The sequence below is a fragment of the Streptomyces sp. NPDC051041 genome, from assembly GCF_044456065.1.
GTDB classification, from domain to species: domain Bacteria; phylum Actinomycetota; class Actinomycetes; order Streptomycetales; family Streptomycetaceae; genus Streptomyces; species Streptomyces glaucus.
This window is the reverse complement of sequence record NZ_JBITFM010000012.1, coordinates 108,654-134,257: the sequence shown is the minus strand read 5'-3', so window position 1 is coordinate 134,257 and position 25,604 is coordinate 108,654. Positions and strand designations below refer to the sequence as shown.

Annotated in this window: 22 protein-coding genes and 2 pseudogenes; 12 read left to right on the top strand and 12 right to left on the bottom strand. The window is 74.5% G+C overall.

Translation table 11 applies throughout. The features are described from left to right. Nucleotides 1-40: 40 nt before the first annotated feature. The 5 genes and pseudogenes from ACIBAI_RS19995 to ACIBAI_RS19975 all read left to right on the top strand — a co-directional run bounded on the left by ACIBAI_RS19995 (nucleotide 41) and on the right by ACIBAI_RS19975 (nucleotide 5,319). The gene (locus ACIBAI_RS19995; protein ID WP_399035977.1) at nucleotides 41-802 is read left to right on the top strand and encodes an amino acid ABC transporter ATP-binding protein; all 762 of its coding nucleotides are present in this window, start codon (nucleotides 41-43) and stop codon (nucleotides 800-802) included. A 19-nt stretch (nucleotides 803-821) separates the two neighbouring features. Then, nucleotides 822-1,883 (top strand): LLM class flavin-dependent oxidoreductase, encoded by a 1,062-nt coding sequence (locus tag ACIBAI_RS19990; protein WP_399035975.1) that lies wholly within the window; start codon nucleotides 822-824, stop codon nucleotides 1,881-1,883. Between the two features lie 145 nt (nucleotides 1,884-2,028). After that, a pseudogene (locus ACIBAI_RS19985) lies at nucleotides 2,029-2,562 on the top strand (DUF1684 domain-containing protein). A 230-nt stretch (nucleotides 2,563-2,792) separates the two neighbouring features. Beyond that, nucleotides 2,793-3,698: a S1 family peptidase gene (locus ACIBAI_RS19980; RefSeq protein ID WP_399035973.1), complete on the top strand. Its 906-nt coding sequence runs from the start codon at nucleotides 2,793-2,795 to the stop codon at nucleotides 3,696-3,698. A gap of 538 nt (nucleotides 3,699-4,236) precedes the next feature. Then, the gene (locus tag ACIBAI_RS19975) at nucleotides 4,237-5,319 is read left to right on the top strand and encodes a S1 family peptidase (protein ID WP_399035972.1); all 1,083 of its coding nucleotides are present in this window, start codon (nucleotides 4,237-4,239) and stop codon (nucleotides 5,317-5,319) included. 222 nt (nucleotides 5,320-5,541) lie between these two features. On the opposite strand, the gene ACIBAI_RS19970 is transcribed toward ACIBAI_RS19975, so the two are convergent. From ACIBAI_RS19970 to ACIBAI_RS19955, 4 genes and pseudogenes are all read right to left on the bottom strand, one after another. Beyond that, a complete protein-coding gene (locus ACIBAI_RS19970) occupies nucleotides 5,542-6,594 on the bottom strand; it encodes a lytic polysaccharide monooxygenase (protein ID WP_399035970.1) in 1,053 nt (350 codons plus the stop codon). A gap of 299 nt (nucleotides 6,595-6,893) precedes the next feature. Further along, the gene (locus ACIBAI_RS19965) at nucleotides 6,894-7,028 is read right to left on the bottom strand and encodes a hypothetical protein (protein ID WP_344603450.1); all 135 of its coding nucleotides are present in this window, start codon (nucleotides 7,026-7,028) and stop codon (nucleotides 6,894-6,896) included. A gap of 357 nt (nucleotides 7,029-7,385) precedes the next feature. Further along, complete coding sequence (locus tag ACIBAI_RS19960) at nucleotides 7,386-7,886, bottom strand: DUF402 domain-containing protein (RefSeq protein ID WP_399035967.1); 501 nt, start codon at nucleotides 7,884-7,886, stop codon at nucleotides 7,386-7,388. Next, a pseudogene (locus tag ACIBAI_RS19955) lies at nucleotides 7,867-8,078 on the bottom strand (GNAT family N-acetyltransferase); the annotation flags it as partial. The pseudogene ACIBAI_RS19955 and the gene ACIBAI_RS19960, both read right to left, overlap by 20 nt. A gap of 65 nt (nucleotides 8,079-8,143) precedes the next feature. Between ACIBAI_RS19955 and ACIBAI_RS19950 the strand changes: the two are divergent. Further along, a complete protein-coding gene (locus ACIBAI_RS19950) occupies nucleotides 8,144-8,515 on the top strand; it encodes a GntR family transcriptional regulator (RefSeq protein ID WP_399035966.1) in 372 nt (123 codons plus the stop codon). A gap of 169 nt (nucleotides 8,516-8,684) precedes the next feature. Here the strand turns inward: ACIBAI_RS19950 and ACIBAI_RS19945 are convergent, their stop codons facing one another. From ACIBAI_RS19945 to ACIBAI_RS19925, 5 genes are all read right to left on the bottom strand, one after another. Beyond that, entirely contained in the window at nucleotides 8,685-9,779 is a 1,095-nt protein-coding gene (locus ACIBAI_RS19945; RefSeq protein ID WP_344603444.1) for a DUF5925 domain-containing protein, read from the bottom strand. A 70-nt stretch (nucleotides 9,780-9,849) separates the two neighbouring features. Next, nucleotides 9,850-10,650 carry a polysaccharide deacetylase family protein gene (locus ACIBAI_RS19940; RefSeq protein ID WP_399035964.1) on the bottom strand — a complete coding sequence of 267 codons (801 nt, stop codon included), beginning with the start codon at nucleotides 10,648-10,650 and terminating at the stop codon, nucleotides 9,850-9,852. Continuing rightward, nucleotides 10,643-11,665, bottom strand: a complete 1,023-nt coding sequence (locus ACIBAI_RS19935) for a glycosyltransferase family 2 protein (RefSeq protein WP_399035962.1) — start codon at nucleotides 11,663-11,665, stop codon at nucleotides 10,643-10,645. The genes ACIBAI_RS19940 and ACIBAI_RS19935 overlap by 8 nt, the downstream gene beginning before the upstream one ends. Beyond that, complete coding sequence (locus tag ACIBAI_RS19930; RefSeq protein WP_399035960.1) at nucleotides 11,662-12,486, bottom strand: glycosyltransferase family 2 protein; 825 nt, start codon at nucleotides 12,484-12,486, stop codon at nucleotides 11,662-11,664. The genes ACIBAI_RS19935 and ACIBAI_RS19930 overlap by 4 nt, the downstream gene beginning before the upstream one ends. Nucleotides 12,487-13,092: 606 nt before the next feature. Further along, nucleotides 13,093-14,301, bottom strand: coding sequence for a S8 family peptidase (locus ACIBAI_RS19925; protein WP_399035958.1), 1,209 nt, complete (start codon nucleotides 14,299-14,301; stop codon nucleotides 13,093-13,095). 314 nt (nucleotides 14,302-14,615) lie between these two features. On the opposite strand from ACIBAI_RS19925, the gene ACIBAI_RS19920 reads away from it, so the two are divergent. Together ACIBAI_RS19920 and ACIBAI_RS19915 are read left to right on the top strand one after the other, a co-directional pair. Then, nucleotides 14,616-15,422 carry an SGNH/GDSL hydrolase family protein gene (locus ACIBAI_RS19920; RefSeq protein WP_399035957.1) on the top strand — a complete coding sequence of 269 codons (807 nt, stop codon included), beginning with the start codon at nucleotides 14,616-14,618 and terminating at the stop codon, nucleotides 15,420-15,422. 609 nt (nucleotides 15,423-16,031) lie between these two features. Then, a complete protein-coding gene (locus tag ACIBAI_RS19915; RefSeq protein ID WP_399035955.1) occupies nucleotides 16,032-16,301 on the top strand; it encodes a hypothetical protein in 270 nt (89 codons plus the stop codon). A 530-nt stretch (nucleotides 16,302-16,831) separates the two neighbouring features. Here the strand turns inward: ACIBAI_RS19915 and ACIBAI_RS19910 are convergent. From ACIBAI_RS19910 to hmgA, 3 genes are read right to left on the bottom strand one after another with little or no spacing between them, the layout of a single operon-like run. Further along, complete coding sequence (locus ACIBAI_RS19910; protein ID WP_399035953.1) at nucleotides 16,832-17,986, bottom strand: type ISP restriction/modification enzyme; 1,155 nt, start codon at nucleotides 17,984-17,986, stop codon at nucleotides 16,832-16,834. A 26-nt stretch (nucleotides 17,987-18,012) separates the two neighbouring features. Further along, nucleotides 18,013-18,762, bottom strand: coding sequence for a GntR family transcriptional regulator (locus tag ACIBAI_RS19905; RefSeq protein ID WP_399035951.1), 750 nt, complete (start codon nucleotides 18,760-18,762; stop codon nucleotides 18,013-18,015). Between the two features lie 28 nt (nucleotides 18,763-18,790). Further along, on the bottom strand, nucleotides 18,791-20,107 hold the full coding sequence (hmgA, locus tag ACIBAI_RS19900) for a homogentisate 1,2-dioxygenase (protein ID WP_399035948.1): 1,317 nt from the start codon (nucleotides 20,105-20,107) through the stop codon (nucleotides 18,791-18,793). Between the two features lie 238 nt (nucleotides 20,108-20,345). On the opposite strand from hmgA, the gene ACIBAI_RS19895 reads away from it, so the two are divergent. The 4 genes from ACIBAI_RS19895 (at nucleotide 20,346) to ACIBAI_RS19880 (ending at nucleotide 25,514) form a co-directional block, all read left to right on the top strand. Continuing rightward, nucleotides 20,346-20,966 carry a TetR family transcriptional regulator gene (locus ACIBAI_RS19895; protein ID WP_399035946.1) on the top strand — a complete coding sequence of 207 codons (621 nt, stop codon included), beginning with the start codon at nucleotides 20,346-20,348 and terminating at the stop codon, nucleotides 20,964-20,966. 282 nt (nucleotides 20,967-21,248) lie between these two features. Next, nucleotides 21,249-22,706, top strand: a complete 1,458-nt coding sequence (locus ACIBAI_RS19890; RefSeq protein WP_399035944.1) for a CitMHS family transporter — start codon at nucleotides 21,249-21,251, stop codon at nucleotides 22,704-22,706. Nucleotides 22,707-22,737: 31 nt separating this feature from the next. Then, complete coding sequence (locus ACIBAI_RS19885; RefSeq protein WP_399035942.1) at nucleotides 22,738-23,967, top strand: MFS transporter; 1,230 nt, start codon at nucleotides 22,738-22,740, stop codon at nucleotides 23,965-23,967. A gap of 209 nt (nucleotides 23,968-24,176) precedes the next feature. Continuing rightward, nucleotides 24,177-25,514 (top strand): ABC transporter ATP-binding protein, encoded by a 1,338-nt coding sequence (locus tag ACIBAI_RS19880; RefSeq protein ID WP_399035940.1) that lies wholly within the window; start codon nucleotides 24,177-24,179, stop codon nucleotides 25,512-25,514. Nucleotides 25,515-25,604 lie beyond the last annotated feature (90 nt).

Genomic DNA, 25,604 nt, shown 5'->3' with positions numbered 1-25,604 from the left:
CACGCAACCGCCACGCAACCACCACCAGGGGACTCCCGCTATGAGCGTCATGGTCGACATCCGGTCCGTCCACAAGAGCTTCGGCTCCCTCGACGTCCTCAAGGGCGTCGACCTCACCGTGCGCACCGGAGAGGTCACCGTGATCCTCGGGCCCTCCGGCTCCGGCAAGTCGACGCTGCTGCGCACCGTCAACCACCTGGAGAAGGCGGACCGCGGCGCGATCACCGTGGACGGCGCGCTGGTCGGCTACCGGCGCTCCGGGGACAGGCTGTACGAGCTGCGCGAGAGCGAGGTGCTCAGGCAGCGCACCCGGATCGGCTTCGTCTTCCAGGACCTCAACCTCTTCCCGCACCTCACGGTGCTGGACAACATCACCGAGGCGCCGGTGTCCGTGCTGAAGCGGCCCCGGAGGCAGGCCGCGGAGCACGCGCGCCTGCTGCTCGACCGGGTGGGGCTCGCCGACAAGGCCGGCGCCTACCCCCGGCAGCTGTCCGGGGGCCAGCAGCAGCGGGTGGCCATCGCGCGGGCGCTCGCCCTGGAACCGAAGCTGCTGCTCTTCGACGAACCGACCTCCGCGCTCGACCCCGAGCTGGTCGGCGAGGTCCTCGACGTCATCAGGGACCTGGCCGCCCGGGGCACCACCATGATCGTCGTCACCCACGAGATCGGGTTCGCCCGCGAGGTCGCCGACACGGTGGTGTTCATGGACGACGGGCGGATCGTCGAGCAGGGCGCCCCCGGTGACGTACTGGACCGCCCGCGGCACGACCGGACGCGGGCCTTCCTCTCCAAGGTGCTCTGAACACGGAAAGGTCTCCCCGATGATCTCCTCGCCCGGCCGGGCGCTGCTGCACCTGGCCGCCGCCGTCGGCCGGCGGCCGGCGCACGACGCCGGCTCCCCCGTCGAGCCGGTCCGGCTCGCCGAACGGGGCGCGCTCGACTTCGTCACGCTCGACGACGGCTTCGCCCGGCCCGGCCCCGACGCGCTCACCGCCCTGGCCCGGGCGGCGTCCGCCACGCACCGGGTCGGCCTGGTGCCCACCGTCCCCCTCACGCACACCGGGCCCTGTCACGTCCGGGCGGCCGCCGCGGCCCTCGACCGGATCGGCCGCGGCCGGGCCGGCTGGCGGATCGAGGCGTCCGCCACCGAGGACGAGGCCCGCCTGCTCGACCTCGGACCCGCCCGGGCGCCGGGACGGGAGGCGGACGGGGACACCGGCGCCGCGGCCGGGCCGCGGGACGGCCGGGTGGACGGCGCCGGGGTCCGGGGCGCGGCCGCCGGCCGGCCCGTCGACCGGGACGAGCCGGACCACGTCGGCTCCGTCTTCCCGGCCGAGGACCCCACGACCGCGCCGCGGCCCTCGCGGGGCCGTCCCGTGCGGGTGGCCGACGCCACCGAGGAACCCGCCCGGCGGGTCGCGGCCCGGTACGCCGACGTGGCCCTGGTCCGGGCCGTGAGCCTCGCGCACGCCGACTCCGTACGGGCCGGACTGCGCGCCGACGCCGCCCGGTCCGGACGCGACCCCGACGGGCTGCGGATCCTCGCGAGCCTCGTCGTGGACCTGGGCGGCGGCGAGCACGCGGCCGAGCCGGGGCACGGCGGGGGCGGCCCCCGGCCCACCCCGCGGGGGCCGCTGTACCGCGGCGGCCCCGTGGACCTCGCGGAGCTGATCGCCGGCTGGCACCGGCGGGGCGTGGTCGACGGCTTCCACATCGTCCCGGCCGAGCCGCACCGTGACCTGGAGCGGTTCGTCAACGGCACCGTGGCCCTGCTGCAGCACCGGGGCCTGTTCCGCACCTTCTACCCGGGCGGCACGCTCCGGGACCACCTGGGCCTGGCCCGGCCCGCCGGCCGCTGTGTCGTGACCGGGGGAACGTCATGACGGCGGGCGGGTCCGGCGGCCGGAAGCCGCTCACCGGGCACCTCCGTCCCGGGCCGCGCGCCGGGGGAGCCGGAAGGCCGCCGGGGCCGGGTGAACCGGGGGAGCCGCGGGAGCAGGCGGGCCGCGGGGGCCGGGAGACCGCGGGATCCGGAAGAGAGGAACCGATCCCGCGACGGACGCGTCCGACGCGTGGCGGCAGCGGCACGAGGACCGCGTGGCGACGGTGTCGGCCCCCACGGGCCGCTCGCGCTGGCCGGCACGTACTGGCTGGAGGACCATCCGGACGGTCGGCTTCCGGCCATCCCCGGAACCTGGACGGCCGACGGCGACGCGGTGCCGCCGGCGGCGGCCGGAGCGGACGGCCCGACCGTGGACGGCCGCCCCTTCGCCGGTGAGCCGGCCTTCACCCCGGCCGGGCGGGAACGCGCGCTCCGGGCGGGCGTCGAGGACGACGGCTCGCCGTGGGCCGTGTTCGCCGACGCCACCGGCGGGAGCAGCAGTTACCGCTTCCGGTTCCCGCGGCCCGCCGCGCCGGACGCCGGGGGCCGCACGACGGTCGACCTCGGCCGCGCCCCTGCTGCCGCCGCGCGCGTTCACCGACCACTTCCTCCGCCCGTTCCCGCCGCCGGGGAACACGCTGGACGTCGCCGTCGAGGCGGGGGAACGCACGCTGCTCTGAGGCAATCTGCGCCGGTTTTCACCCGAACGATGGACAATTCGCACAGGTGGCTCAAAGGTTGACGGCCGAAAGGTGCCCTTGCGCCCGTCGGCGCCGCAGCCGAATACTCCCCCACAGCGCTTGTCAGGGGCACGGCTTGTCCGGAATCCGGACGACCGGGCCCTTCGACTGCGCCTCACGGGCCCACAACCCCACGAGGGCCCCCGACTTCCCCTGTGGAGGAACGAAAAGTGAGGATCAAGCGCACCACCCCCCGCAGCGGCATCACGAGACGGACTCGGCTGATCGCCGTCTCCACCGGCCTCGTGGCCGCAGCAGCGATCGCGGTCCCCAGCGCGAACGCGTCCGACACACCCACCACCTTCAGCTCCGCCGAGCTCAAGAGCGTCAGCGGGTCGGTGCTGAAGGCCGACATCCCGGGCACCGCCTGGGCCGTCGACAGCAAGACCAACCGCGTCCTGGTCACCGTGGACAGCACGGTCTCCAAGGCCGAGATCGCGAAGATCAAGCGCCAGGCCGGGGCGAACGCCGACGCGCTCACCATCAAGCGCACCCCCGGCAAGTTCAACAAGCTGATCCAGGGCGGCGACGCGATCTACTCGAGCAGCGGGCGCTGCTCCCTCGGCTTCAACGTCCAGGCCAGCAACGGCACCCAGTACTTCCTGACGGCCGGTCACTGCACCGCCGGCTCGAGCACCTGGTACTCCAACTCCGCCCGCACCACGGTCATCGGCTCCACCGCCGGCTCCAGCTTCCCGGGCAACGACTACGGCATCGTGCGCTACAGCGGGTCCGTCAGCCGGCCCGGCACCGCCAACGGCGTGGACATCACCCGCGCCGCCACGCCGAGCGTGGGCACCACCGTCATCCGCGACGGCTCCACCACCGGCACCCACAGCGGCCGGGTCACCGCGCTCAACGCGACCGTCAACTACGGCGGCGGCGACGTCGTCTCCGGCCTGATCCAGACCACGGTCTGCGCCGAGCCCGGCGACTCCGGCGGCTCGCTCTACGGCAGCAACGGCGTGGCGTACGGTCTGACCTCCGGCGGCAGCGGCAACTGCACCTCCGGCGGCACGACCTTCTTCCAGCCCGTCACGGAGGCCCTGAGCGCCTACGGCGTCAGCATCTACTAGGCCCACCGGGTCCCAGGTTCACCAACCGGCCGGATACGCCGCGCCCACCGGGCGTTCCGGCCGGCGGCCGACAGCGGTCGAGCCCCCGCACGCGGATGCGTGCGGGGGCTCGACCTCGTCCGGGGGCGCCACCGCCAGGAGCGCCAGGAGCACCCGCGTCGGCCCCCCGGAGCCGTGCCGGCCGCCGCCCGCCCCCGCCCGGGCACGGACCCCGCAAGGGGCGGATCCGGCCAGGGACGGATCGCACGGAGCACCCGCGGACCGCCCGCCCGTGATGCGCGCGGCGCGCATCCGCCCGACGTGACCGGGCGCGGTCGGAAGACGAGGCGCGTGCGCCGCGCCCCGCACGCGCTCCACGCGCGTCCCGTGGTCGACCTTGTGCGCTCCCCGCCGGCCCCGGAACAGTGGAGGGCGTCCGGCCGGCACGGACGCGGCGTTCCCGCGACCCCCGTCGCGTGCCGCCCCCGTGTCCGGACACCTTCCGGTCCATGAGGTTCCCACCCTCTTCCCGGACCGACCCCCCACAGGAGGACGTGAGTTGAAGCACCGGCGCACACCCGGGCAGCGGGCGGTCGTGGCGGGCACGGGCATCGCCGCGCTGCTCGCCGCGGAAGTCACCTTCCGAACCGCGAACGCGAGCGAAGTCCCCGAGGCCCCCGCGCCCGGGACCCTGTCGGTCACGGCGGCCGGGAAGCTCGCCTCGAAGCTCGCCGAGGACCTCGGCGCCGCCGCGGCGGGCACGTACTACGACCCGAAGGCGGGGAAACTCGTCGTCAACGTGCTCGACGAGACCGCCGCCCGGGCCGTCGAGGAGGCGGGGGCCCGGCCCAGACTCGTCGGGAACTCCCTCGCCGACCTGAGGAACGCCCGTACCGCCCTGCGGCGGGAGGCCGCCGTTCCGGGCACTTCCTGGGTGACCGACCCGACCGCCAACAAGGTCGTCGTCACCGCCGACCGCACGGTCTCCGCGGCGGAGTGGGCCAAGCTGGCCGAGGTCGTCGGCGGCCTCGGCGCCGCGGCCGAACTCAAGCGCACCGACGGGGAGTTCAAGCCCTTCATCGCGGGCGGTGACGCCATCACCGGGGGCGGCGGCCGCTGCTCGCTCGGCTTCAACGTGGTCAGGGACGGCGAGCCGTACTTCCTGACCGCCGGTCACTGCACGCGGTCCGCCGCCACCTGGTCGGACTCCGACGGCGACGTCATCGGCCGGACCGAGGCGTCCAGCTTCCCGGGCGACGACTACGGCCTGGTCAGGTACACCGCCGACGTGGACCACCCGAGCGAGGTGAACCTCCACGACGGCTCCGCGCAGGCGATCACCGGCGCGGCCGAGGCCGCCGTCGGGATGCGGGTGACCCGCAGCGGCTCCACCACCGGGGTGCGCTCCGGCACGGTCACCGGGCTGGACGCCACCGTGAACTACGGCAACGGCGACATCGTGAGCGGTCTCATCCGGACCGACGTCTGCGCCGAACCGGGCGACAGCGGCGGCCCCCTCTTCTCCGGCGACGACGCCGTCGGCCTCGCCTCCGGCGGCAGCGGCGACTGCGCCTCGGGCGGGGAGACCTTCTTCCAGCCGGTGACGGAGGCGCTGTCCGCGACGGGCACCCGGATCGGCTGACCCGCGGACCGGACGCGCGTCCCGCCCCCGCGCACAGGGGCGGGATCCGCGCGTGACGGGGACTCGCGCGGGCGGCTTCCGCGCGACCGGGGCCCGCGTGAGGTGGCCGGCTGCCCGTCCGCCGGCCACCCGGTCACCGTCCCCGGCCGTGTTCCCGCCGGGAAGCGACGGCGTTCCGGGACCCGCCCGGCCCGAGCCGCCGGCCCGGCCCGGGCGCATCGTTCAGCGGGCGTGCCGACCGCCGCCCGCCGCGCGCCGGCGCACCGAGGCGAACAGCACCGCCGCACCGAGCGCCAGGGCGGCGGCGCCGCCGGCGGCGAGGTACGGGGTGCCGCCGTCACCGCCGGTCTCGGCGAGGTGCGCCGCGGCACCGGCCGCCTTCGGCTGGTTCGGGGCGGAGCCGTCCGCCGGGACGGCGGCCGAAGCCTCGCCGGTGCCGTCGCCGGTGCCGGTACCGGTACCGCTCGCGGAACCGCCCGTGCGGGCCGCGGGTGTCGTCGGACCGGTCGTCGTGCGGGCGTCGTCGTCGCCGTGGCCGTCGTGCTCGATCGTCGACTTGCCGGTACCGGCCTCGATCTGCTCCTCGGAGGGGGCGGAGGCCGTCGGGGCCGGGGCGGAGCCGCCGCCCGCGGCACCACTGCCGCCGAACGTCACGTCCGAGCAGGAGTAGAACGCCTCCGGGCTGTCCGAGCGCTGCCAGACCGCGTACAGCACGTGCCTGCCGGAGCGCTCGGGGAGCGTACCGGAGAACCTGTAGGAGCCGCCCGAGGCGACCGGGTCGGTGACGGTCGCCACCGGGTCGGCCAGGTCCAGGTCGCCCCAGCCCAGCGGCCGGGACGGGTCGTAGCCGGGCTTGGTCAGATAGACCGTGAAGGTGCCCCTGTGCGGGGCGGTGGCGCGGTACGCGAAGGTGTACGAGCCGCTGCGCACCTCCGTCGCGGGCCAGTCGGCGCGGGCCAGGTCGAGTCCCTTGAACTCCTCGTTGCCCGCGCTGCACAGCTTCCCGTCCGGGATCAGCTCCCGGTGCCGCCCGTCCGCGTCCCCGATGCGGATGCCGTTCCAGTCGTAGAGCGCCTGGGTGCCGCCGGCCGCGACCGCCGCCCGGCACGCGGCCGACGCCGGGCTCTCGGGCCCCTCGGCGTAGCACTGCGAGACCCGGCTGACCGGGTCGCCCATCGATCCGTGCGCGGACGCGGGCGCGGCCGGAGCGGTGAGGGCGAGCGGGACGGCGCCGACGGCGGCTGCGACGGCGGCGGCCCTGCGGTGTGCGGGCATGGGGAACTCCTCGAAGCGGTCACTGGATTGCGTGGGCCGGGACCCTGGAGAGGCCGGAACCCGTGGGGGCGATCAGCAAACTAGCCCCGAAGATCCGTGAAATCGCCTGCCGGGGGCGGCTGCGGGAGATCCTTATGGCCGCGTTAAGGGAGCGCTCAGCCTGCGCTCAGGCAGCCGCCCGCGCGCGGTCGGACGGCCGCCGTCCGCGTACGGGAGGAGGAGGTCCGGCCGGCGCCTCGGCCGCCTCCGTCACCGCGTGCGGCCGTTCCGGTACGCCAGGCGACCGCGCCCCGGCCCGGTCAGCCGTCCGGCCACCAGGTGCGGGCGATGTCCTCGCGGACCTCCGGACGTCCGGCGGGGCGCTCGTCGGCCTCCTCGCGGACCCGGCGGGCGTCCGTCTTCTTCAGGGGTTTGCGGACGGTCACACGGCGCATGGCTGCCTCCTTCTGGATCACCGGGTTCCGCGTTCTCACAGAGGTAGACCCGTTTCGCGGGAGTTCCCCGTCGCCCCGGTTCTACCGGGGCGGCCTTCCCGGTCCGGCTGCCGGCGGCGGGTGTCACCCCGGCGCACGGCGAACGGAAGCGACGGCGCGGCCTCGGCGGACGTGGACCGGGACGCGGCGGCCGCCTGCGACGACGAGCCGGACCGCGGGCTGCGCGACCCGCGGGTTCGCCGGCCCGGGCGGGCCGGCCGCGTGCCCGGCTGCCGGACGACCCGCCGCCGTGGGGGAAGGCCGTGCGCGGCGAGCGGTACGCGGTGGCGGTGGGACGGCGGCACGGCGGAGCGGACCTCAGGCCAGCAGCGCGGCGAAACCGTCGCCGCGGGCCAGCGCCTCCAGCTCGTCGAGCGCCGCCGCCGCGGCGGCCGCCGCGGCGGGATCCGTCCGCGCCAGACCGCTTGCGGCGAACTCGTCCTCGTCCAGCCGCCGTACGTCCGCGCCGTCCGCGGAGCGCCACAGGTCCAGGTCGAGGTCCTCGACGACCAGCTCGGTGTCCAGGAGCGCGGCCGGGCGGGTGATGTCGCAGTACCAGCCCTTGAGGGCGCCGGTGGCGGCGCGGACCTCCTTCACGGCGTACCACCGGTCGCGCCAGTAGTGCTCCGTGAAGACGTCGCCGGCCTCGAAGCGGACGAAGCCGAAGTCGCGGACCGCGTCGCCGGCCCAGGGGGCGCGGACGGTGACGCGGGCGCCGTCGTCGGCCAGCAGTTCGGCCGGATAACGGATCTTCGTGCGGCCCCCCTTGACGAGGACGACCTCCAGGAACCGTGCGCGGTCAGCCGAGTTCACGTACATACCGCACCTCCTTCGCGCAGATCTCGTACCCCAGCCACCTGCTGATCGCGATCATCGGCTCGTTGCCGGTGTCGTCGCCCGTGAACGCCTCCGTGCACCCGGCGGCGCGGGCGCGGTGCAAGGAGTCGTTCCCCTGACGAGCCCGGCCAGGCCCCGGCCGCGGTGGGCGCGGACGGTGCCGGTCATGGAGGTGCACGGTACGGGGGAGTGCGCCCCGGGTGCCTCCGATTTTCGGGCCGGTGCGGGAGAATCGGCCTGTGACCTTGAGGATCCACATCGACGGCGGCGGCACCGCGCCGTACGAGCAGCTGCGGGCGCAGATATCCGAACAGGCGCGGTCGGGGGCGCTGCCGGTGGGGTACCGGCTGCCGACCGTGCGCGGACTGGCCGAGTCACTGGGGCTCGCCGCGAACACGGTCGCCAAGGCCTACCGGGCGCTGGAGGCCGACGGGGTGATCGAGACGCGGGGCCGGCACGGCACGTTCGTGGCCGCCGCCGGTACGGCCGCGGAGCGCGAGCTGGCGGCGGCCGCGCAGGCCTACGCCGAGCGGGCCCGCCGGCTCGGACTCGGGCAGGACGCGGCGCTCGCCGCCGTACGGGACGCCCTGCGGGCGGCGTACGAGGGGTAGGGGGCAGGAGCCCGGCGGGCCGGCGCCCGGAGAGGGGGCGCCCGGCGTCCGGGTCGCCCCCGTCCCCGCCGCCCGCGCCGGGCCCGCGAGGACCGCCGCCGCCCCGTACGGCCGCCCGGACGTCCCGGCGAACGGGCCGCACCCCCGTCGAAGCACTGCCGGAGCGCTCCTACAGGTACAGTCCCGCCTCCGCCCCGCCCCGCGGCTCCGGCAGCGCGGCCGGCGACGTGCCGCGGCGCAGCGCGTACAGTTCCGCCAGGGTCGCGCCCCCGCGGCCGACGCCCTCCTCGCGGCCCAGCCAGTCCACCGCCTCCCGGCGGGTGAGCGGCCCGACCTCGATACGGGCCAGGCAGCGGCCGGGGCGGACCACGGCCGGGTGGAGGCGCTCCAGGTCCTCGTTGGTGGTCACGCCGACCAGGACGTTGCGGCCCTGCCCCAGCAGACCGTCCGTCAGGTTCAGCAGCCGCGACAGCGCCTGGCCGGCGGTGTGCTTGGCCTCGCCGCGGATCAGCTCGTCGCAGTCCTCCAGCAGCAGCAGCCGCCAGCGGCCCTTGCCGGTGGGGTCCTCCTCGCCGATGGCGATGTCCATCAGATAGCCGACGTCGGAGAAGAGCCGCTCGGGGTCGAGGACGCAGTCCACCTGGCACCAGTCCCGCCAGGACCGGGCGAGCGTCCTGAGCGCCGAGGTCTTGCCGGTGCCGGGCGGGCCGTGCAGCAGGAGCAGCCGGCCCGCGATGTCCTCGGGGGTGGTCTTCATCAGGCGGTCCAGCGCGTCCGCGACCGGCGCGGTGTAGTTGGCCCGCACCTCGTCCCAGGTGCCCGCCGCGATCTGCCGGGTCGTGCGGTGCGGGCCGCGGCGCGGCGAGACGTACCAGAAGCCCATGGTGACGTTCTCCGGCTGCGGCTCCGGCTCGTCCGCCGCGCCGTCCGTCGCCTCGCCGAGGACCTTCTCGGCCAGCTCGGCGCTGGTCGCCGTCACCGTGACGTCGGCGCCCCGGTTCCAGCGGGAGACCAGCAGCGTCCAGCCGTCGCCCTCCGCGAGCGTCGCGCTGCGGTCGTCGTCGCGGGCGGCGCGCAGCACGCGGGCGCCGGACGGCAGCAGGGTCGCCCCGGCCCGTACGCGGTCGATGTTCGCCGCGTGCGAGTACGGCTGCTCGCCCGTCGCGAAGCGGCCGAGGAACAGCGCGTCGACGACGTCGGACGGGGAGTCGGAGTCGTCGACGGTGAGCCGGACCGGCAGGGCGTCGTGTGGGTTCGCGGACATGCCGCCATGATCCGGCACGCCGGCGCCGCGCGCACCCGTTTTCCGCGGTGCGCGCGGCGCCCGGGCCGGGTCAGGCACGGGAGCGCAGGAGGCGTCCGCGGGCCTGGCGGGCCCTGCGGACCACGGCATAGCCCTTGGTCAGGGCGCGGTCCCGGGCGAAGGTGCGGGCGATCGCCCGGCCCTCGACCAGCCGCCCGAACTCCTCCGCGCCCGTGCTGCGGCGCACGGTGACCCGGCGCAGGGCGTACGGCCCCTGGCTGCGGCGGGCCAGGTCGTTGCCGACGGCGAGCGCCTGCGCGTACCCCGTCTCGCGCACGGCCTGCCGCACCCGGCGGCTGGAGTAGCCGTACGGGTAGGCGAACGAGGCCGGCACGGTGCCCAGCTGGTCCGAGACGATCTCCTTGCACAGGATCAGCTCGGAGCGCAGCCGGCCGTCGTCGAGCTGGTCGAGCTGCGGATGGGTGTGGCTGTGTCCGCCGATCTCGACGCCCGCGCCGGCCAGTTCGCGGACCTGGTCCCAGTCGAGCATGGTGTCCAGGCCGCCCCCGGTGTCGTAGGGGCCCCGCAGCCAGCCGGTCGAGACGAACAGCGTGGCCGGGAAGCCGTGCTTGGCGAGCACGGGCAGGGCGTGCCGGTGCACGCCCTCGTAGCCGTCGTCGAAGGTGATCAGCACCGGCCGGGGCGGCAGCGGGCGGCCGGAGCGCCAGCGGGCCGCGAGCTCGGCCGTGCTGACGGGCGTGCGGCCGCGGTCCGCGAGGACCGCCATCTGCTCGGCGAACGCCTCCGGGGTCACCGACAGGGCGCGGGTGGCCTCGTTCGGGTCGGTCGCGACCGCGTGGTACATGAGGATCGGCACGGGCGTGTCAGCCATGCGCGCTCCCCGCCGCCCCGTGCGTCCGCCCCGGACGCCCCGTCCCGACCGGCGCCGCCGGGAACGCGGCGCCGCCGCGGCGCGCCCGGATGCTGCCCACCAGGTACCCGCCCGCCGCCGTGACCACCCCGGCGACGATCGCGCCCGCCCGGCCCGCGCCGCCCGGCCGGGCCAGCAGGGCGTCCCGCAGGCCGCGCGCCACTCCGGCCGGCAGGACGCGCGTGGTGTACCGCCGTTCGGACTCGAGCCCCTTGCCGACGCCGACACTGCGCGCCACCAGCGCCTTCGACAGGCCCTCGGCGTAGGTGCGGGTGCGGAAGTAGCCGAAGCGCTCGCGCGCCTCGGGCACCCGGTGGTGGATCACCGCCCGGTCGTCGATGAGCAGCACCGCGTCGGGCCGGGCCCGGCTGAGCCGGATGCACAGCTCGGTCTCCTCGCAGCCCAGCGGGCGTTTGTCGCCGTCGCGTCCGATGCCGGTGGCGAAGCCGCCCGCCGCGTCGAACGCGCTGCGCCGGAACGAGGCGTTCCCGCCGAGCACGTTGCGCACGCGCACCCGGCCCGGCGGCAGGCCGCGGTACGTGCAGCCCACCACCCAGTCGAACTCCTCGGGGAACCAGGCGGGCCGGCGTCCCGACGCCCAGATCGGCACCGTACGCCCGCCCACCGCCATGACGCGCGGGTCCTCGTACCCCTCGGCGAAGTGCTTCAGCCAGTCCCGCTCGGCCACGGCGTCGTCGTCGAGGAAGGCGACGACCTCGCCGCGCGAGGCGGCGATGCCGGTGTTGCGGCCGGCGGACAGGCCGCGGGGACCGGCGTTGGCGAGCACCCGTACGTCCCCGGCGTCCTTGTACTGCCGGGTCAGGCGGTCCCGCAGCGGCTCGTTGTGGTCGACGACCAGCAGCGTCTCCAGAGCCGGGCGGGACTGCGCCCGCACCGAGGAGACCGCGGCGAGGATGTCCTCCCAGCGGTCCTCGGTGTAGACGCAGATCACGACGGAGATGTCCGGACCGCTCAAGACGCCTTCCCCCGGACCGTGTCGAGCAGGGGGGAGTGGGTGCGCGAACGGCTGCGCAGGGCGCGGCGGTTGGAACGCTCCTGGAGGATCACTCTGAGCACCCGCAGTCCGTCCCGCACGGCCCGCAGATTGCTGGTGCCGTGGATGCGCAGGTACTCGTGGCTGGGGATCTCCTGCACCCTCAGCCCGGCCTTGACGACCCGGATGTTCATCAGGGTCTCGACCTCGAAGCCGGTGCAGTCGAGGTCGATCTTGTCCAGGCAGTGCCGCCAGAACGCGTTGTAGCCGTAGCAGAGGTCGGTGTAGCGGGCGCCGAACTTGCGGTTGACGACCGCGCACAGGACGCGGTTGCCGAGCCGGCGGATGAAGGTCATGTCGTCGGTGCCGCCGCCGTTGGCGAAGCGGGAGCCCTTGGCGAAGTCCGCGCCCGAGACCAGGGCGGAGACGTAGCTGACGATCTCCTGGCCGTCGGCGGAGCCGTCCGCGTCGACCATCACGATGATGTCGCCGGTGCACGCCTGGAAACCGGTGATCAGCGCGTCCCCCTTGCCCTTGCCGCGCTGCTCGACGACCTTGACGTCCGGCCACAGCTCCCGGGCGACCTCGACGGTGTTGTCGGTGGAGTTGCCGTCCACGAGGACGACCTCGTGGATCCAGTCGGGCAGCGTCTTGAAGACGTACGGGAGATTCTCCGCCTCGTTCATGGCGGGAATCACCACGCTCACCGGCGGCGCGATGGCCAGGTGCGAGGAGATGGGCCGGTAGGCGCCGGCGGTGGACGGGTCGTGGCCCGTACTCGCCGGGCGCAGGACTGAGCTCATGAGTCTGGATCCCTCTCGTCCGGTGGGCCGCCCGCCCCCGGGCGGCCCGGCTTCGTGTCCGGTTCGAAAGGGGGGTTGTTCTCACCCTGGGCACGACGGGACGCAGTTCCGTCTCTGCCGGGTGAGCTGGCAAAGCAGGCCGGCCGCGGAAAACGGCAGCCGACCGCGCGGCACGACTCGGTCACAGTTGTGGTCACCGAGCACGGCACCCCCCTACCGCGCCCCGCCCGGGCCGTCGCGGTCCTTGAGCCCTCCCCAGAGCCGCTGACTGACGACCGGTGCGGGTGAGATGTATGACGATATTGACGATTGAAGCAGTATGGCAAGGCGTGGAAAGAGACGTCAGGTTTTCGCCGGTTCGCCCCTTCGGAAACGGTTCTCCCGGAATCGCGGGCTCCTTGCGGCCGGCTTGACGTGTATGGCCTGCATGGAAACCTTTGCCCCCCGAAGCGCCGGATGCCGGGCTTCAATCTGTCGCAGCCCCGGGGAGGGCGTCAAGATGCCCTGGAAGCACGCGCCGGTCGCCGTGCGCCCCCCCGCACGACCGTGCCCCGGAGGTGCAAGTGACCTCCGGGGCACGGGTTCAGGATCTGCGTGCTCGCGGGGTCACGGCACGATCTTCAGCAGCCGGTTGGGCGAGCCGGTGCCCGCGCTGGTGACCTTGCCGGTGGTCGCGCCGCTCACCAGGGCCGAGGCGACCTGTGCCGGGGTGGCCGAGGTGTGGTTCGCCAGGTAGACGGCGGCCGCTCCGGCGACGTGCGGGGTCGCCATCGACGTGCCGGAGATGGTGCTGGTCGCGGTGTCGCTGGTGTGCCAGCCGGCCGTGATCGAGGAGCCGGGCGCGAAGATGTCCAGGACCGAGCCGTAGTTGGAGTAGCTGGCCCTGGCGTCGGTGCTGGTGGTGGCGCCGACGGTGATCGCCTCGGTGACCCGGGCCGGGGAGGAGGAGGAAGCGGTGGTGTTGCTGTTGCCGGCGGCGACCGCGTAGGTCACGCCGCTGGCGATGGAGTTGCGGACCGCGGTGTCCAGGGTGGTGGACACGCCGCCGCCGAGCGACATGTTGGCGATCGACGGGCCGGAGTGGTTCCGGGTCACCCAGTCGATGCCGGCGATCACCCCCGCCGTGGTGCCGGAACCGCTGTTGTTCAGCACCCGGACCGCCACGATCTTCGCCTTCTTGGCGACGCCGTAGGTCGAGCCCGCGACCGTCGTGGCCACGTGGGTGCCGTGGCCGTTGCCGTCGGAGGCGGTGGTGTCGCCGTCGACGGCGTCGTAGCCGTAGGAGGCCCGGCCGCTGATCTGCTGGTGGGTGATGCGCACACCGGTGTCGATGACGTACACCGTCACGCCGCTGCCCGCGCTGTCCGGGTAGGTGTAGGTGCCGGAGAGCGGCAGGGAGGTCTGGTCGACGCGGTCCAGGCCCCAGGGGGCGTTGGACTGCGTGGTGTCCGCGAGCTGCACGCGCTGGTCCTGCTCGACGGAGGCCACGGCGGGGTCGGCGGCCAGCCGCTTGGCCTCGGTGGCGGAGAGGGTGGCGGTGTAGCCGTTCAGCGCCGCGCCGAACGTCTTCCGCACCGTGCCGCCGTAGCTCTTGACGAGGTTCTTGCCGGTCGCCGAGGACGCCTTGAGGCCGGCGCTCTTCTTGAGCGTGACGATGTAGCTGTCCTTGACCGCCGTGGGGGAGCCGGCGGCGAGCACCGTGCCCTCGGCCGGGGCGGCGTGGGCGGGAAGGGCGGTGAGGGCGCCCGTGAGGGCGGCGGTGACCAGGCCGGTTATCGCGGCGAGACGGATTCTGTTGCTCCGCGGGTGTGCCATTGCGGGGGAGTCCTCCTCCGGGCGACGCGCGTCTGGGTGGGGCGCGCGTGAAGTGGGGGATGCGCGCGGGATCGCGCACACGGCCGGGGTGGCGCGTTCCGCCCCGGGCCGCAGTAAAGAGTCGTCCATTCGCGCGCCGGGCAGAAGAGGGTTGAGCACCCGTCAACAGATCTGTCATGAACACGTAATAAAAACAGCGGTCGGCGCCCGTGCGGATCCGGGAACGGACGGAAAAGTCTTGGCATGGACACTTCCTGTCAACACGCGTAGCTGCTACGACGGTTGTGGCAGAGATCCTGCTCAAGGGAGGTTCCATGAGACGTTCCCGGCTTACCGGTTTCCTCGGCTCGCTCCTTCTGGCCGCCGCCACCGCTCTGGCCGGCGCCGCGACGGCGCAGGCGTCCCAACCCGCCGCGGCGGGCGGCTACGTGGCGCTCGGAGACTCCTACTCCTCCGGAGTGGGCGCGGGCGGCTACATCAGCTCCAGCGGCGACTGCAAGCGCAGCACGAGGGCCCACCCCTATCTGTGGGCCGCCGCCCACTCGCCCTCGTCGTTCGACTTCACCGCGTGCTCCGGTGCCCGAACGGGTGATGTCCTCGCCGGTCAGCTCGGTCCGCTCAGCACCGCGACGAGCCTGGTCTCCCTCAGCGTCGGCGGCAACGACGCCGGATTCGCCGACGTCATGACGACCTGTGTGCTCCAGTCCGACAGCACCTGCCTGTCGCGCATCTCCACCGCCCGGGCGTACGTCGACTCGACGCTGCCCGGACAGCTCGACAACGTCTACTCGGCGATCCGCTCCAAGGCGCCCAACGCCCACGTGGTCGTCCTCGGCTACCCGCGCTTCTACCAGCTCGGCACGTCCTGCCTCGGTCTCTCCGAGACCAAGCGGAAGGCGATCAACGACGCGGCCGACCATCTGAACACCGCGATCGCCCAGCGCGCCGCCCGGCACGGCTTCACGTTCGGCGACGTGCGCACCACCTTCGCCGGGCACGAGATCTGCTCCGGCAGTTCGTGGCTGCACAGCGTCAACTGGCTGAACGTCGGCGAGTCGTACCACCCCACCGCGGCCGGCCAGTCGGGCGGCTACCTGCCGGTCCTCGACAGGGCGGCCTGACCGCCCAGGGGGCGGGCGAGGCGGAAGCGGAGGCCCCGCCCGACGGAGTCTCCGCCGCGCGCCACCGTGCGGGACGCCGGCGCGGACCCGGCCCGCACCGGCGCGCGGACCTCCAGCCGGCCGTGTCCCGGCGCGTTCCGCCGGCCTCGCGCCCGCGGCCCCGGCGTCCGGGCGGCCGGGACGCCTGCACGGCCGGGACGCCCGAGGCCGCGACGCCGGAGCGGTCGACTCCGCGGTGGCGGGGCGCGGTGGCCGCCCCGGGCGGACGCGCCGGTTCGTCGGGCGGGCGCGTGCACCCGCCGTGGCTCACGCGCCCCGACGCGCGGCCGCGCTCCTTCGGACTCCTCGACGGCGGCACGCCCCCGGCGGCGTCCGGCCCGCACCGGTCCGCGACGTCACTCGCCGTAACCGCCGGGCCCGGCGAGGGGCCGTTGCGGCCCACCGATCGGACGGTTGTCCAACTCGCCCTGAAAAAGGGTGTATTCGGGGAGTGATCGTCAACCCCCTTGCGGGGAACGTTCATCGTGTGACCGTGATACATGCGTGCCCCAGGGGGGCGATAGGGTTACTCTGCCCGGGCCGGGTGGACTCGTACGGGTGGGGAGTGACATGGATCAGATAACAGTGCGCAACAGGGCCAGGGTCCCTGCGATCACCTGCGGGAGCAGCGCGACCAGCTCGCGCCTCGATCGCCACCTCTCGGTGCTGGCGGGCCCCGCCGTCCCGCGACGGGAGACGGTCGAGGCGACCTCGCTGATGCTCGAGCTGACCGCGCGGGGCACCGCACCCGACCGCAGCGGCCGGAACGCTCGGGTCCGCCGGGTCTCGCTCTTCGCGCCGCTGCGCCGGCTGCGCCGTTCGCTGTTCGGCGGCAACTGAGGCCCGCGCCCCGGCAGTCACACCGTCCCGGCACGGCGCCGCGGCTCGTCGTCCGTCATCCCCACGGCACGCAGCGGCGCTCCGGTGTGCTCCCGAGCGCGGGCGCTCCCCCCGGTCGGTGCCTCGTTCCCCGCCCGGCACCGAGGGCTTCCCGCTGTCCGTGCCTGCCGATCCGGCAGGCCGCGTGTCCGTCCGGTGGTCACCGCTCCCGCGACGACGACCTCGGCGTACGCCCCCCCCCGACGAGCGCCTTGAGCCGGGCGGCGAACCGGTGTGCGCGATCCGGCCCCGGTCCATCAGGACGATGTCGTCGGCGAGCCGGCCGGCCCCCTCCAGGTACTCCGTGCTGAGCAGCACGGTCGTGCCCTCGGCGGCCAGGGCGCGCACCGGACCCGTGCGCTGACGCACCGCCATCCGCGGACGGCGGCGTTCGCGCGGGACGCGGGGCCGATCGATCCGGGGGCGGTGCCGGAGCGGGCGCCGCGCGGGTGCTCGACGCGTTCGGCCCCGGAAGGCGGGAGGCTCCCGCCTCAGAGCAGCGCCAGCTGGCCCTCCGGCCCCTCCTCGCGTCCCTCCAGTACCGAGGCGGGCCGGCGCGCCGCGTCCGGCACCGGGAGCACGCCCGCCTCGCGCAGCTCGGCCGCCGTGACCGGGTCCGGCGCGGTCAGCTCCCGCTGCCGCGGGCGCAGTTCGGCGAGCAGCGCCAGGACCGTGATCAGTTCCAGCAGCTCCGACGTCCAGGTCTGCGGCCAGACGGCCGGGCGGATCGCGGCCAGGGTGCCCGGTTCGGCCGGCGCCGTGCGGACCGCGAACCACTGCTCCAGGACGCGGCCCTGGGCCGCCTCGAAGTCCCACGCCTCGGGCGGCACGGGGGAGATGCGGCCCTCGTCGAGGAACAGCGCTTCCTCGTCCCGGTCGTAGCGCAGGGTCAGGGGCCGGGAGGGCAGCGGGGCGCGGACGTACGGGCGGCGGCCGCCGGGGAGCCGGGGGCGCTCGCCGGCGCGCCGCATCAGCCACAGCATCCGGCGGCCCACCGCCACGCCCCGCGCCCACGCGTCGGCGTCCCCGGTGAGCGGGACGGCGCGGCCGGGGCCCGCCGTCGCCGTGATCCAGGCCAGGACGTCCAGCGGGGCGGGACGGGTGCCGAGCCGGGCGCCCAGGTGCTCCAGCAGGCCGGGCGCCAGGTTGGGTTCCGCGCCGCCGGGGCGGCGGTACAGGGGGCGGACGCGGCCGGTGCGCAGGAGGGGCAGCAGGGAGGTCGCGAGCAGCGCCGGGCCGGGGGCGTCGCTCTCCACGGCGAATATCTGGTGCTCGTCCGCCACCCGCCACAGCTCGGGCCGGGCCGCGTCGATCAGCCGGTGGTCGGGGATCAGCCACTGCTCGTCGAAGGGGGCGCGCAGCACCCGCACCGGCTCCGGGCAGGGGCCCGCGGCGCGGACCAGCCGCTCGGTGCCGCCGGTCCGGCCCGGCAGCTGCCCGACCGCCGTGTGCAGCGTCCGGGAGCGCGTCGGCTGCAGCAGCGCCTCGCGGTCCGGCCCCTCGGCCTTCACCAGCGCGTCCCAACGGGCCTTCAGGGACGCCGCGTCGGGGGCCGCCGGCCAGCCCCGGCCGAGTCGCGGCGGTGCGACGGACCACGGCATGAGGTCCGCCAGCAGCGGAGCGTCGTCGTGCGTCACGCTGGGCATCGTACGGCCTGTCGAGGACCGGCGGGTCAGCCGGCGTCCAGGGTCACCGTGAAGGAGAAGCGGTCCCCCCGGTAGTGGATGACGGCCACGTCCAGGGGACGTCCGTCGGCGTCGTAGGTCACGCCCGTGTAGTGCAGGATCGGGCTGAGCAGCGGCACATGGAGCAGCCGCGCCGTCTCCGGGTCGGCGAGCCGGGCCTGGACGGTGTCCGTGATCCGGCCGATGCGCGCGCCCACGACGTCCCGCAGCACCTTGGTCATCGGCCAGCGCACCAGGTCCGCCGGGTCGATGCGGGCGGCCAGCTCGGGACGGACGTAGTTGCGGGCGTGGTTGGTCGGCTCGCCCGTCCGCTCGTCCCCGCGCAGCCGGTGGTACGCCGCCACCTCCGTCAGGTCCGGGAAGTGCTCGGCGAGTTCCCCGGGCACCGGCGCCGTACCGTGCTCCAGCAGCTCGGTCGTCATGCCGGACTGCTGGGCCACGATCGCGTCCACCGAGCCGAGCAGCCGCACCGGGGCGCCGCGCCGCGCCCGCGGCTCGATGAACGTGCCCCGCCGGCGGTGGCGGCTGATCAGCCCCTCGCCCTCCAGCTCCTTCAGCGCCTGCCGCATGGTCAGCACGCTCACCCCGTAGTGCTCCGCCAGTTGCTCCTCGGTGGGCAGCCGCAGCGGGTCCCGGGGCGAGCGGCCGAGGATCGAGGCGCGCAGCGACTGCGACACCTGGTACCACAGCGGCAGCTTGCGGTTCAGGACGATCGAGTCCGGGGCGAAGGAGGTCACGGCTGCCATCCGTACCGGTCGGGGACGGTCAGTGCAAGGGGCCGAAGTGGCGCTCGAGGCCCCGCCACACCTCGTCGTAGTCCCGTTGCAGGTGCTCGGCCCGCGCCGCCTGCGCGGTCAGCGTCACCGGCCAGCGGGTCTCGAACATGAACGCCAGCCCGTCGTCGACCTTCTGCGGCTCCAGGGCGGCGGCGCTCGCCCGCTCGAAGGTCTCCCGGTCCGGCCCGTGCGCCGACATCATGTTGTGCAGCGAGCCGCCGCCGGGCACGAAGCCCTCGGCCTTGGCGTCGTAGGCGCCCTCGATCAGCCCCATGTACTCGCTCATCACGTTCCGGTGGAAGTACGGCGGCCGGAAGGTGTCCTCGCCCACCAGCCAGCGCGGCGCGAAGACGACGAAGTCGACGCCCGCGAGTCCGGGGGTGTCGGACGGGGAGGTCAGCACCGTGAAGATCGACGGGTCCGGGTGGTCGTAGCTGATGGTGCCGAGCACATTGAAACGGCGCAGGTCGTAGACGTACGGCACATGGTTGCCGTGCCAGGCGACCACGTCGAGGGGCGAGTGGTCGTAGACGGCCGTCCACAGGTTGCCGCAGAACTTGTTCACCACCTCCACCGGGCCCTCGACGTCCTCGTACGCGGCGACCGGCGCCCGGAAGTCGCGGGGGTTGGCGAGCCCGTTGGCGCCGATCGGGCCGAGGTCGGGGAGGCGGAAGGGGGCGCCGTAGTTCTCGCACACGTAACCGCGGGCCGAGGCGTCCAGCAGCTCCACGCGGAAGCGGACCCCGCGGGGGATCAGCGCCACGTGGCCCGGCTCCGCGTGCAGCAGCCCGAACTCCGTGCGCAGCAGCAGCCCGCCGCGCTCGGGGACGATCAGCAGTTCGCCGTCGGCGTCGCCGAAGACGCGCTCCATGGAGGCGTTGGCGTGGTACAGGTGCACGGCCAGGCCGGCGCGCCGCGTGACGTCGCCGTTGCCGCCCAGGGTCCACAGGCCGGCCAGGAAGTCGGTGCCCTCGGCGGGCTCGGGCAGCGGGTTCCAGCGCAGGCGGTTGGGGTCGGGCACCGTCTCGGTGAAGGGCGCGGTGCGGAGCGTTCCGTTGCCGGTGCGGGTGAACGCCGGGTGCGCGGCCGAGGGGCGGATGCGGTACAGCCACGAGCGGCGGTTGTGCGCCCTCGGCTCGGTGAACGCCGTGCCGCTGAGCTGCTCCGGGTACAGCCCGAGGGGGGCCCGCTGCGGCGAGTTGCGGCCCACGGGCAGGGCGCCCGGCACGGCCTCGGAGCTGTGCTCGTTGCCGAACCCGGAGAGATAGGCCAGCCCTTCGGCGGTCTTCCGCGCGTCCCCGCTCATGATCGCTGCTCCCTTGCCGCGCCCGATTCCTGTGCAACACCGTAGGATTGCGTTTTCCCGGGCGCAAGAGGGGGACGCGGACCGCTCCGGTCCTCCGGTGGGGGGCGCGGCGCACCTCTCCGCGCGGGAGCCGAAGCCGCAATCGGGCCCGGGGCGCGGGAGGCGAGGGGACGAGTGGGGCGGGCATCCGTCCCCGTGCCAGGAGGCACAGTTCCCCGGACCGCGGCGGAGGGGCATCATGAAGCCCGTGCCCCACGCGACATCGCTACGCCGCGCGCCCGTGCAGCGGCGCAGCGCCGAACGGCTGAGCAGGATCCTCGACGCCTGCGCCGACCTCCTGGACGAGGTCGGTTACGACGCCCTGAGCACCCGGGCCGTGGCCCTGCGCGCCGGCGTCCCCATCGGTTCCGTCTACCGTTTCTTCGGCAACAAGCGGCAGATGGCCGACGCGCTCGCCCAGCGCAACCTGGAGCGCTACTCCGAACGCGTCGCCGCGCGGCTGGCGGAGCGGACCGGGGACGGCGGCTGGCGCGCGGCCCTCGACGCCGTGCTCGACGAGTACCTGGCCATGAAGCGCACCGCGCCCGGCTTCTGCCTCGTCGACTTCGGCAACCAGATCCCGGTCGGCGCCCGCCGCGCCGAACCCAACCACCGGGTCGCCGAGCGCCTGACGCGGCTGCTCTGCGGCCACCTCGGCCGCGAACCCGACGAGGACCTGCACCGCGCCCTCCTGGTCGCCGTGGAGACCGCCGACGCCCTCGTCCACCTGGCCTTCCGGGTCGCGCCGGGGGGCGACGACAAGGTCGTGGAAGAGGCGCGGCAGCTGCTGCGGGCCTATCTGGCGCGGGTGCTGGACTGAGCGGCCGGGCCTCCCGGCCCGGTCCGATCCGGTGCGGACCGGTGTCCGCCGAGCGGGGGCGCCGGGCCGGAGCCGGCCTCGGCGCACGCTCCGACGGCTCGTCCGCGGCGCCGCGGTCCGCCGCGGGCGCCCGAGCTCGCCCGGGGGCGCCGCGCTGGCCGAAAAACCCACCGCGCTGACCTGAGTAAAGCTGTGACCAGCAGTTTTGCGCTTATTGCTCGCACGTCAACGTCTTGTTAACACTGCTTGACGGCACCTAACGTCATCGCACCGCCGGCCCTGGTGGGATGTTCAAGGGCGAACGTTAGGTATCCACTCATGCTGACCATCCTCGGCTTCGCCATGATCGCGACCTTCCTGGTCCTGATCATGGCGAAGAAGATGTCGCCGATCGCGGCACTCGTGCTGATCCCCGCGCTGTTCTGCGTGTTCGTCGGCAAGGGCGCCCATCTCGGCGACTACGTCATCGACGGCGTGTCCAGCCTCGCCCCCACCGCGGCGATGCTCATGTTCGCGATCGTCTACTTCGGTGTGATGATCGACGTCGGCCTCTTCGACCCGATCGTCCGCGGCATCCTCCGGTTCTGCAAGGCCGACCCGATGCGGATCGTGGTGGGCACGGCCCTCCTCGCCGCGATCGTCTCGCTCGACGGCGACGGCTCGACCACCTTCATGATCACCGTCTCGGCGATGTACCCGCTGTACAAGCGCCTGAAGATGAGCCTGGTCGTGCTGACCGGTGTCGCCGCCATGGCCAACGGCGTGATGAACACCCTGCCCTGGGGCGGCCCGACCGCCCGCGCCGCCACCGCGCTGAAGCTGGACGCCGGCGACATCTTCGTGCCCATGATCCCGGCGCTCGCCACGGGCCTGCTCTTCGTCCTCCTCCTCTCCTACGTCCTCGGCGTGCGCGAGCGCAGGCGGCTCGGCGTGCTGACGCTGGACGAGGTGCTGGTGGAGGAGAGGCGGAAGGAAGCGGAGCCGGAGACGGAGACCGTCCTGGTGGCCGCCGGCGCCGGCAAGGGGAGCGCGGGCGCGGGCGGCGCCGGCCCCGCCACCGGGGAGTCCGGCACGGGCGCGGCCGAGGACGAGGACGACTTCCCGGGGCTCGACCCGGACCGCCCCACCCTGCGTCCCCGGCTGTACTGGTTCAACGCGCTGCTCACGGTGGCCCTGCTCACCGCCATGATCATGGAGGTGCTGCCGATCCCGGTGCTGTTCCTGCTCGGCGCCGCGCTCGCGCTGACCGTCAACTTCCCGCACATCCCGGACCAGAAGGCCCGCCTCGCCGCCCACGCCGACAACGTCCTCAACGTCTCCGGCATGGTCTTCGCCGCCGCCGTCTTCACCGGCGTCCTGCAGGGCACCGGCATGGTCGACCACATGGCGCGGTGGCTGGTGGACGTCATCCCCGACGGCATGGGCCCGCACATGGCCCTCGTCACCGGCCTGCTGAGCCTGCCGCTGACGTACTTCATGTCCAACGACGGCTTCTACTTCGGCATCCTGCCGGTCCTCGCCGAGGCGGGCGCCGCGCACGGGGTGTCGCCGGTGGAGATCGCCCGCGCCTCCATCGTCGGCCAGCCGCTGCACATGTCCAGCCCGCTCGTCCCGGCCGTCTACGTGCTGGTCGGCATGGCGAAGGTCGAGTTCGGCGACCACACCCGGTTCGTCGTGAAGTGGGCCGCCCTGACGTGCCTGGTCGTTCTCGGCGCGGGCATCCTGTTCGGCATCGTCTGACCTTCGACCGACGTCCCGGGAGGACACGACCATGAGGCCCGGTGGGAACCGAGGCTGGCTGCTCCGTCTGGTCATCGCCTTCGGCTTCGCTCAGGCGGCGGTGTCGATGGCCCGGCCCGCCGTCTCCTACCGGGCCCTCGCGCTCGGCGCGGACGAGCGGGCGGTCGGCGTGATCGCGGGCGTGTACGCGCTGCTGCCGCTGTTCGCCGCCGTACCGCTCGGCCGCCGCACCGACCACGGGCGGTGCGCGCCCCTGCTGCCGGCCGGCGTGGTCCTCATCTCCGGCGGCTGCGCGCTGAGCGGCGCGGCCGGCTCCCTGTGGGCCATGGCCCTGTGGAGCGGGGTGATGGGCCTCGGCCACCTCTGCTTCGTGATCGGCGCCCAGTCGCTGGTCGCCCGCCAGTCCGCGCCGCACGAACAGGACCGCAACTTCGGCCACTTCACCATCGGCGCCTCGCTCGGCCAGCTCGTCGGTCCCGTCGCCGCGGGCGCGCTCATCGGCGGCCACGACATGGCGGGCAGCAGCGCGCTCGCCCTGCTCGCGGCGGGCGCGGGCGCGGCGGTCGCGCTCACCTCCCTGTGGCGCATCGAGCACCGCCGCGCGGCGCCCGCGTCCCCCGCGAACCGGGGCGGGCGCGTCCCCGTCCACCGCATCCTGCGCGCCCGGGGCGTGCCCGCCGGCATCCTCATCAGCCTGTCGGTGCTGTCCGCGACGGACATCCTCACCGCCTACCTGCCGGTCGTCGGCGAGCACCGGGGCATCGCCCCCTCGGTCATCGGCGTCCTGCTCAGCCTGCGCGCGGCGGCCACCATCGCCTGCCGGCTGGTGCTCACCCCGCTGCTGCGGCTGCTCGGCCGGACGGCGCTGCTCACCGTGACCTGTCTGCTGGGGGCGCTGCTGTGCGCCGGCATCGCGCTGCCGGTGCCGGTGTGGGGGCTCGGCGCGATGCTGGCCGCCCTCGGCTTCTGCCTCGGCGTCGGGCAGCCGCTGTCCATGACGACGGTCGTCCAGGCGGCTCCCGACGGCGCCCGCTCCACCGCCCTCGCCCTGCGCCTGACCGGCAACCGCCTCGGCCAGGTCGCCGCGCCCGCCGCCGCGGGCCTGGTGGCGGGCGTCGCGGGCGTGGCGGCCCCGTTCGTGATGCTGGGCGCGCTGCTGCTGCTGTCGTCGGGGGTCGCCCTGCGTTCCCCGGCGAGGCCGGCGGAGGCGGCGGAGGGCGGCCGGGCCCCGTCGGGCGACGCCGCGCCGCCCGTCCGCTGAAGCGCACCGCGGGCCGGGCCGGCCCCGGGTCCAGAATCCGATCGTCCGCTTTCTCACCGGCTGGACCGGAGCGTCCGATCCCGCCCGGCGTCTTCCCCCCGCCGCGCACATTCCGTTAACTTCCGTGACTCATACGCCTCATGCGACCGGCACGAGGCGTACCGCCACGGACACACCAGCGCTTCAGTGAGCCCCCGGGGGCATCTGCCATGACACGCGCCATCTCGCTGCACGACGTCAGCAAGACCTACGCACGCGGCCTTCGCGTGGTGGACCGGCTGTCGCTGGACATCGCGCCCGGCGAGTTCCTCGTCCTGCTCGGTCCCTCCGGCTGCGGCAAGTCCACCGTGCTCAGAATGATCGCCGGCCTGGAGGAGATCACCGAGGGCGAGCTGCGGCTCGACGGCGAGTACGCCAACGACCTGCTCCCCGCCGAGCGCCGCATGGCGATGGTTTTCCAGAACTTCGCCCTGTACCCCAACATGACCGGCCGGGACAACATCGGCTTCCCGCTGCGCGTCGAGGCGCCGCACGCCGACCCGCGCCCCCGCGTGGACGCCACCGCCCGCATGCTGGGCATCCAGGACCTCCTCGACCGCTTCCCGGGCCAGCTCTCCGGCGGCGAACGCCAGCGCGTCGCCATGGGCCGCGCCATCGCCCGCCACCCGTCCGCCTTCCTGATGGACGAGCCGCTGTCCAACCTGGACGCCAAGCTGCGCAACCACTTACGGGCCGAGATCTCCCGGCTCACCCGGGAACTGGGCGTCACCACGGTGTACGTCACCCACGACCAGGGCGAGGCCATGTCGCTCGGCGACCGGGTCGCCGTGCTGCGCGGCGGCGTGCTCCAGCAGGTCGGCACCCCCCGCTCGGTGTACGCGCTGCCGCGCAACGTCTTCGTCGCCGCGTTCGTCGGCACCCCGCGCATCAACCTGCTGCGCGGCGTGGTCCGCGCGCCGCTCGACGGGGCGATGACCATCAGCCTGGGCAAGCAGTACCTGCGGCTGCCCGAACCGCTGTCCCGGGACCACCAGCTGCTCCGCGTCCAGCAGGGCCGCGAGGTCATCGTCGGCCTGCGCTCGGAGGCCGTCCGCATCGCCCGGCCGGAGTCCGCCCGCCCGGGCGAGGTGCTGATCACCGGCCTGGTGGAGCACGTCGAGTTCCAGGGGCACGAGGTCCTCGTCCACTTCGACACCGGTTCCCGGCCCGCGGTCGTGCCCGAGCTGGAGGCCCCGCGCCCCGTCCCCGGGCCGCCCCGGCGCCGCCGACGGCAGGGCACGGTGCTGGACCGGCTGCGGGAGCGGGCGGACTCGCTGCGCGCCGGGCCGGTGGTGGTCCTGGACCGTCCCGCGGACGCGGACGCCCGGTCCGCCCCGCCCGAGGGCCGCCTCCCCGGCGACCTCGTCGTCCGCACCTCCCCCGACCTCGACCTCCGGCACGGCATGCAGGTCCCGCTGCTCGTCGACCTCGCCCACCTGTTCGTCTTCGACCACGACGGCGAACGGATCTGCCCCGCCCCGGCGCGCCTGCCCGACCTGGAGGAGTGAACCGGTCCCCGCGGGCGCGGTTCCCTCTGGCGCATGAAAACTAACGCCGCTAGTTTATGACGCGGACGACGACGCCCGCCCGGGAGGAAG

Excerpts from the sequence above, each read along its gene's own strand:
- ACIBAI_RS19995 (WP_399035977.1), top strand. The coding sequence starts at position 41 with ATGAGCGTCATGGTCGACATCCGGTCCGTCCACAAGAGCTTCGGCTCC.
- ACIBAI_RS19990 (WP_399035975.1), top strand. The coding sequence starts at position 822 with ATGATCTCCTCGCCCGGCCGGGCGCTGCTGCACCTGGCCGCCGCCGTC.
- ACIBAI_RS19970 (WP_399035970.1), bottom strand. The coding sequence starts at position 6,594 with ATGCCCGCACACCGCAGGGCCGCCGCCGTCGCAGCCGCCGTCGGCGCC.
- ACIBAI_RS19965 (WP_344603450.1), bottom strand. The coding sequence starts at position 7,028 with ATGCGCCGTGTGACCGTCCGCAAACCCCTGAAGAAGACGGACGCCCGC.
- ACIBAI_RS19960 (WP_399035967.1), bottom strand. The coding sequence starts at position 7,886 with ATGTACGTGAACTCGGCTGACCGCGCACGGTTCCTGGAGGTCGTCCTC.
- ACIBAI_RS19945 (WP_344603444.1), bottom strand. The coding sequence starts at position 9,779 with ATGTCCGCGAACCCACACGACGCCCTGCCGGTCCGGCTCACCGTCGAC.
- ACIBAI_RS19940 (WP_399035964.1), bottom strand. The coding sequence starts at position 10,650 with ATGGCTGACACGCCCGTGCCGATCCTCATGTACCACGCGGTCGCGACC.
- ACIBAI_RS19930 (WP_399035960.1), bottom strand. The coding sequence starts at position 12,486 with ATGAGCTCAGTCCTGCGCCCGGCGAGTACGGGCCACGACCCGTCCACC.
- ACIBAI_RS19925 (WP_399035958.1), bottom strand. The coding sequence starts at position 14,301 with ATGGCACACCCGCGGAGCAACAGAATCCGTCTCGCCGCGATAACCGGC.
- ACIBAI_RS19920 (WP_399035957.1), top strand. The coding sequence starts at position 14,616 with ATGAGACGTTCCCGGCTTACCGGTTTCCTCGGCTCGCTCCTTCTGGCC.
- ACIBAI_RS19915 (WP_399035955.1), top strand. The coding sequence starts at position 16,032 with ATGGATCAGATAACAGTGCGCAACAGGGCCAGGGTCCCTGCGATCACC.
- ACIBAI_RS19910 (WP_399035953.1), bottom strand. The coding sequence starts at position 17,986 with ATGCCCAGCGTGACGCACGACGACGCTCCGCTGCTGGCGGACCTCATG.
- hmgA (WP_399035948.1), bottom strand. The coding sequence starts at position 20,107 with ATGAGCGGGGACGCGCGGAAGACCGCCGAAGGGCTGGCCTATCTCTCC.
- ACIBAI_RS19895 (WP_399035946.1), top strand. The coding sequence starts at position 20,346 with ATGAAGCCCGTGCCCCACGCGACATCGCTACGCCGCGCGCCCGTGCAG.
- ACIBAI_RS19885 (WP_399035942.1), top strand. The coding sequence starts at position 22,738 with ATGAGGCCCGGTGGGAACCGAGGCTGGCTGCTCCGTCTGGTCATCGCC.
- ACIBAI_RS19880 (WP_399035940.1), top strand. The coding sequence starts at position 24,177 with ATGACACGCGCCATCTCGCTGCACGACGTCAGCAAGACCTACGCACGC.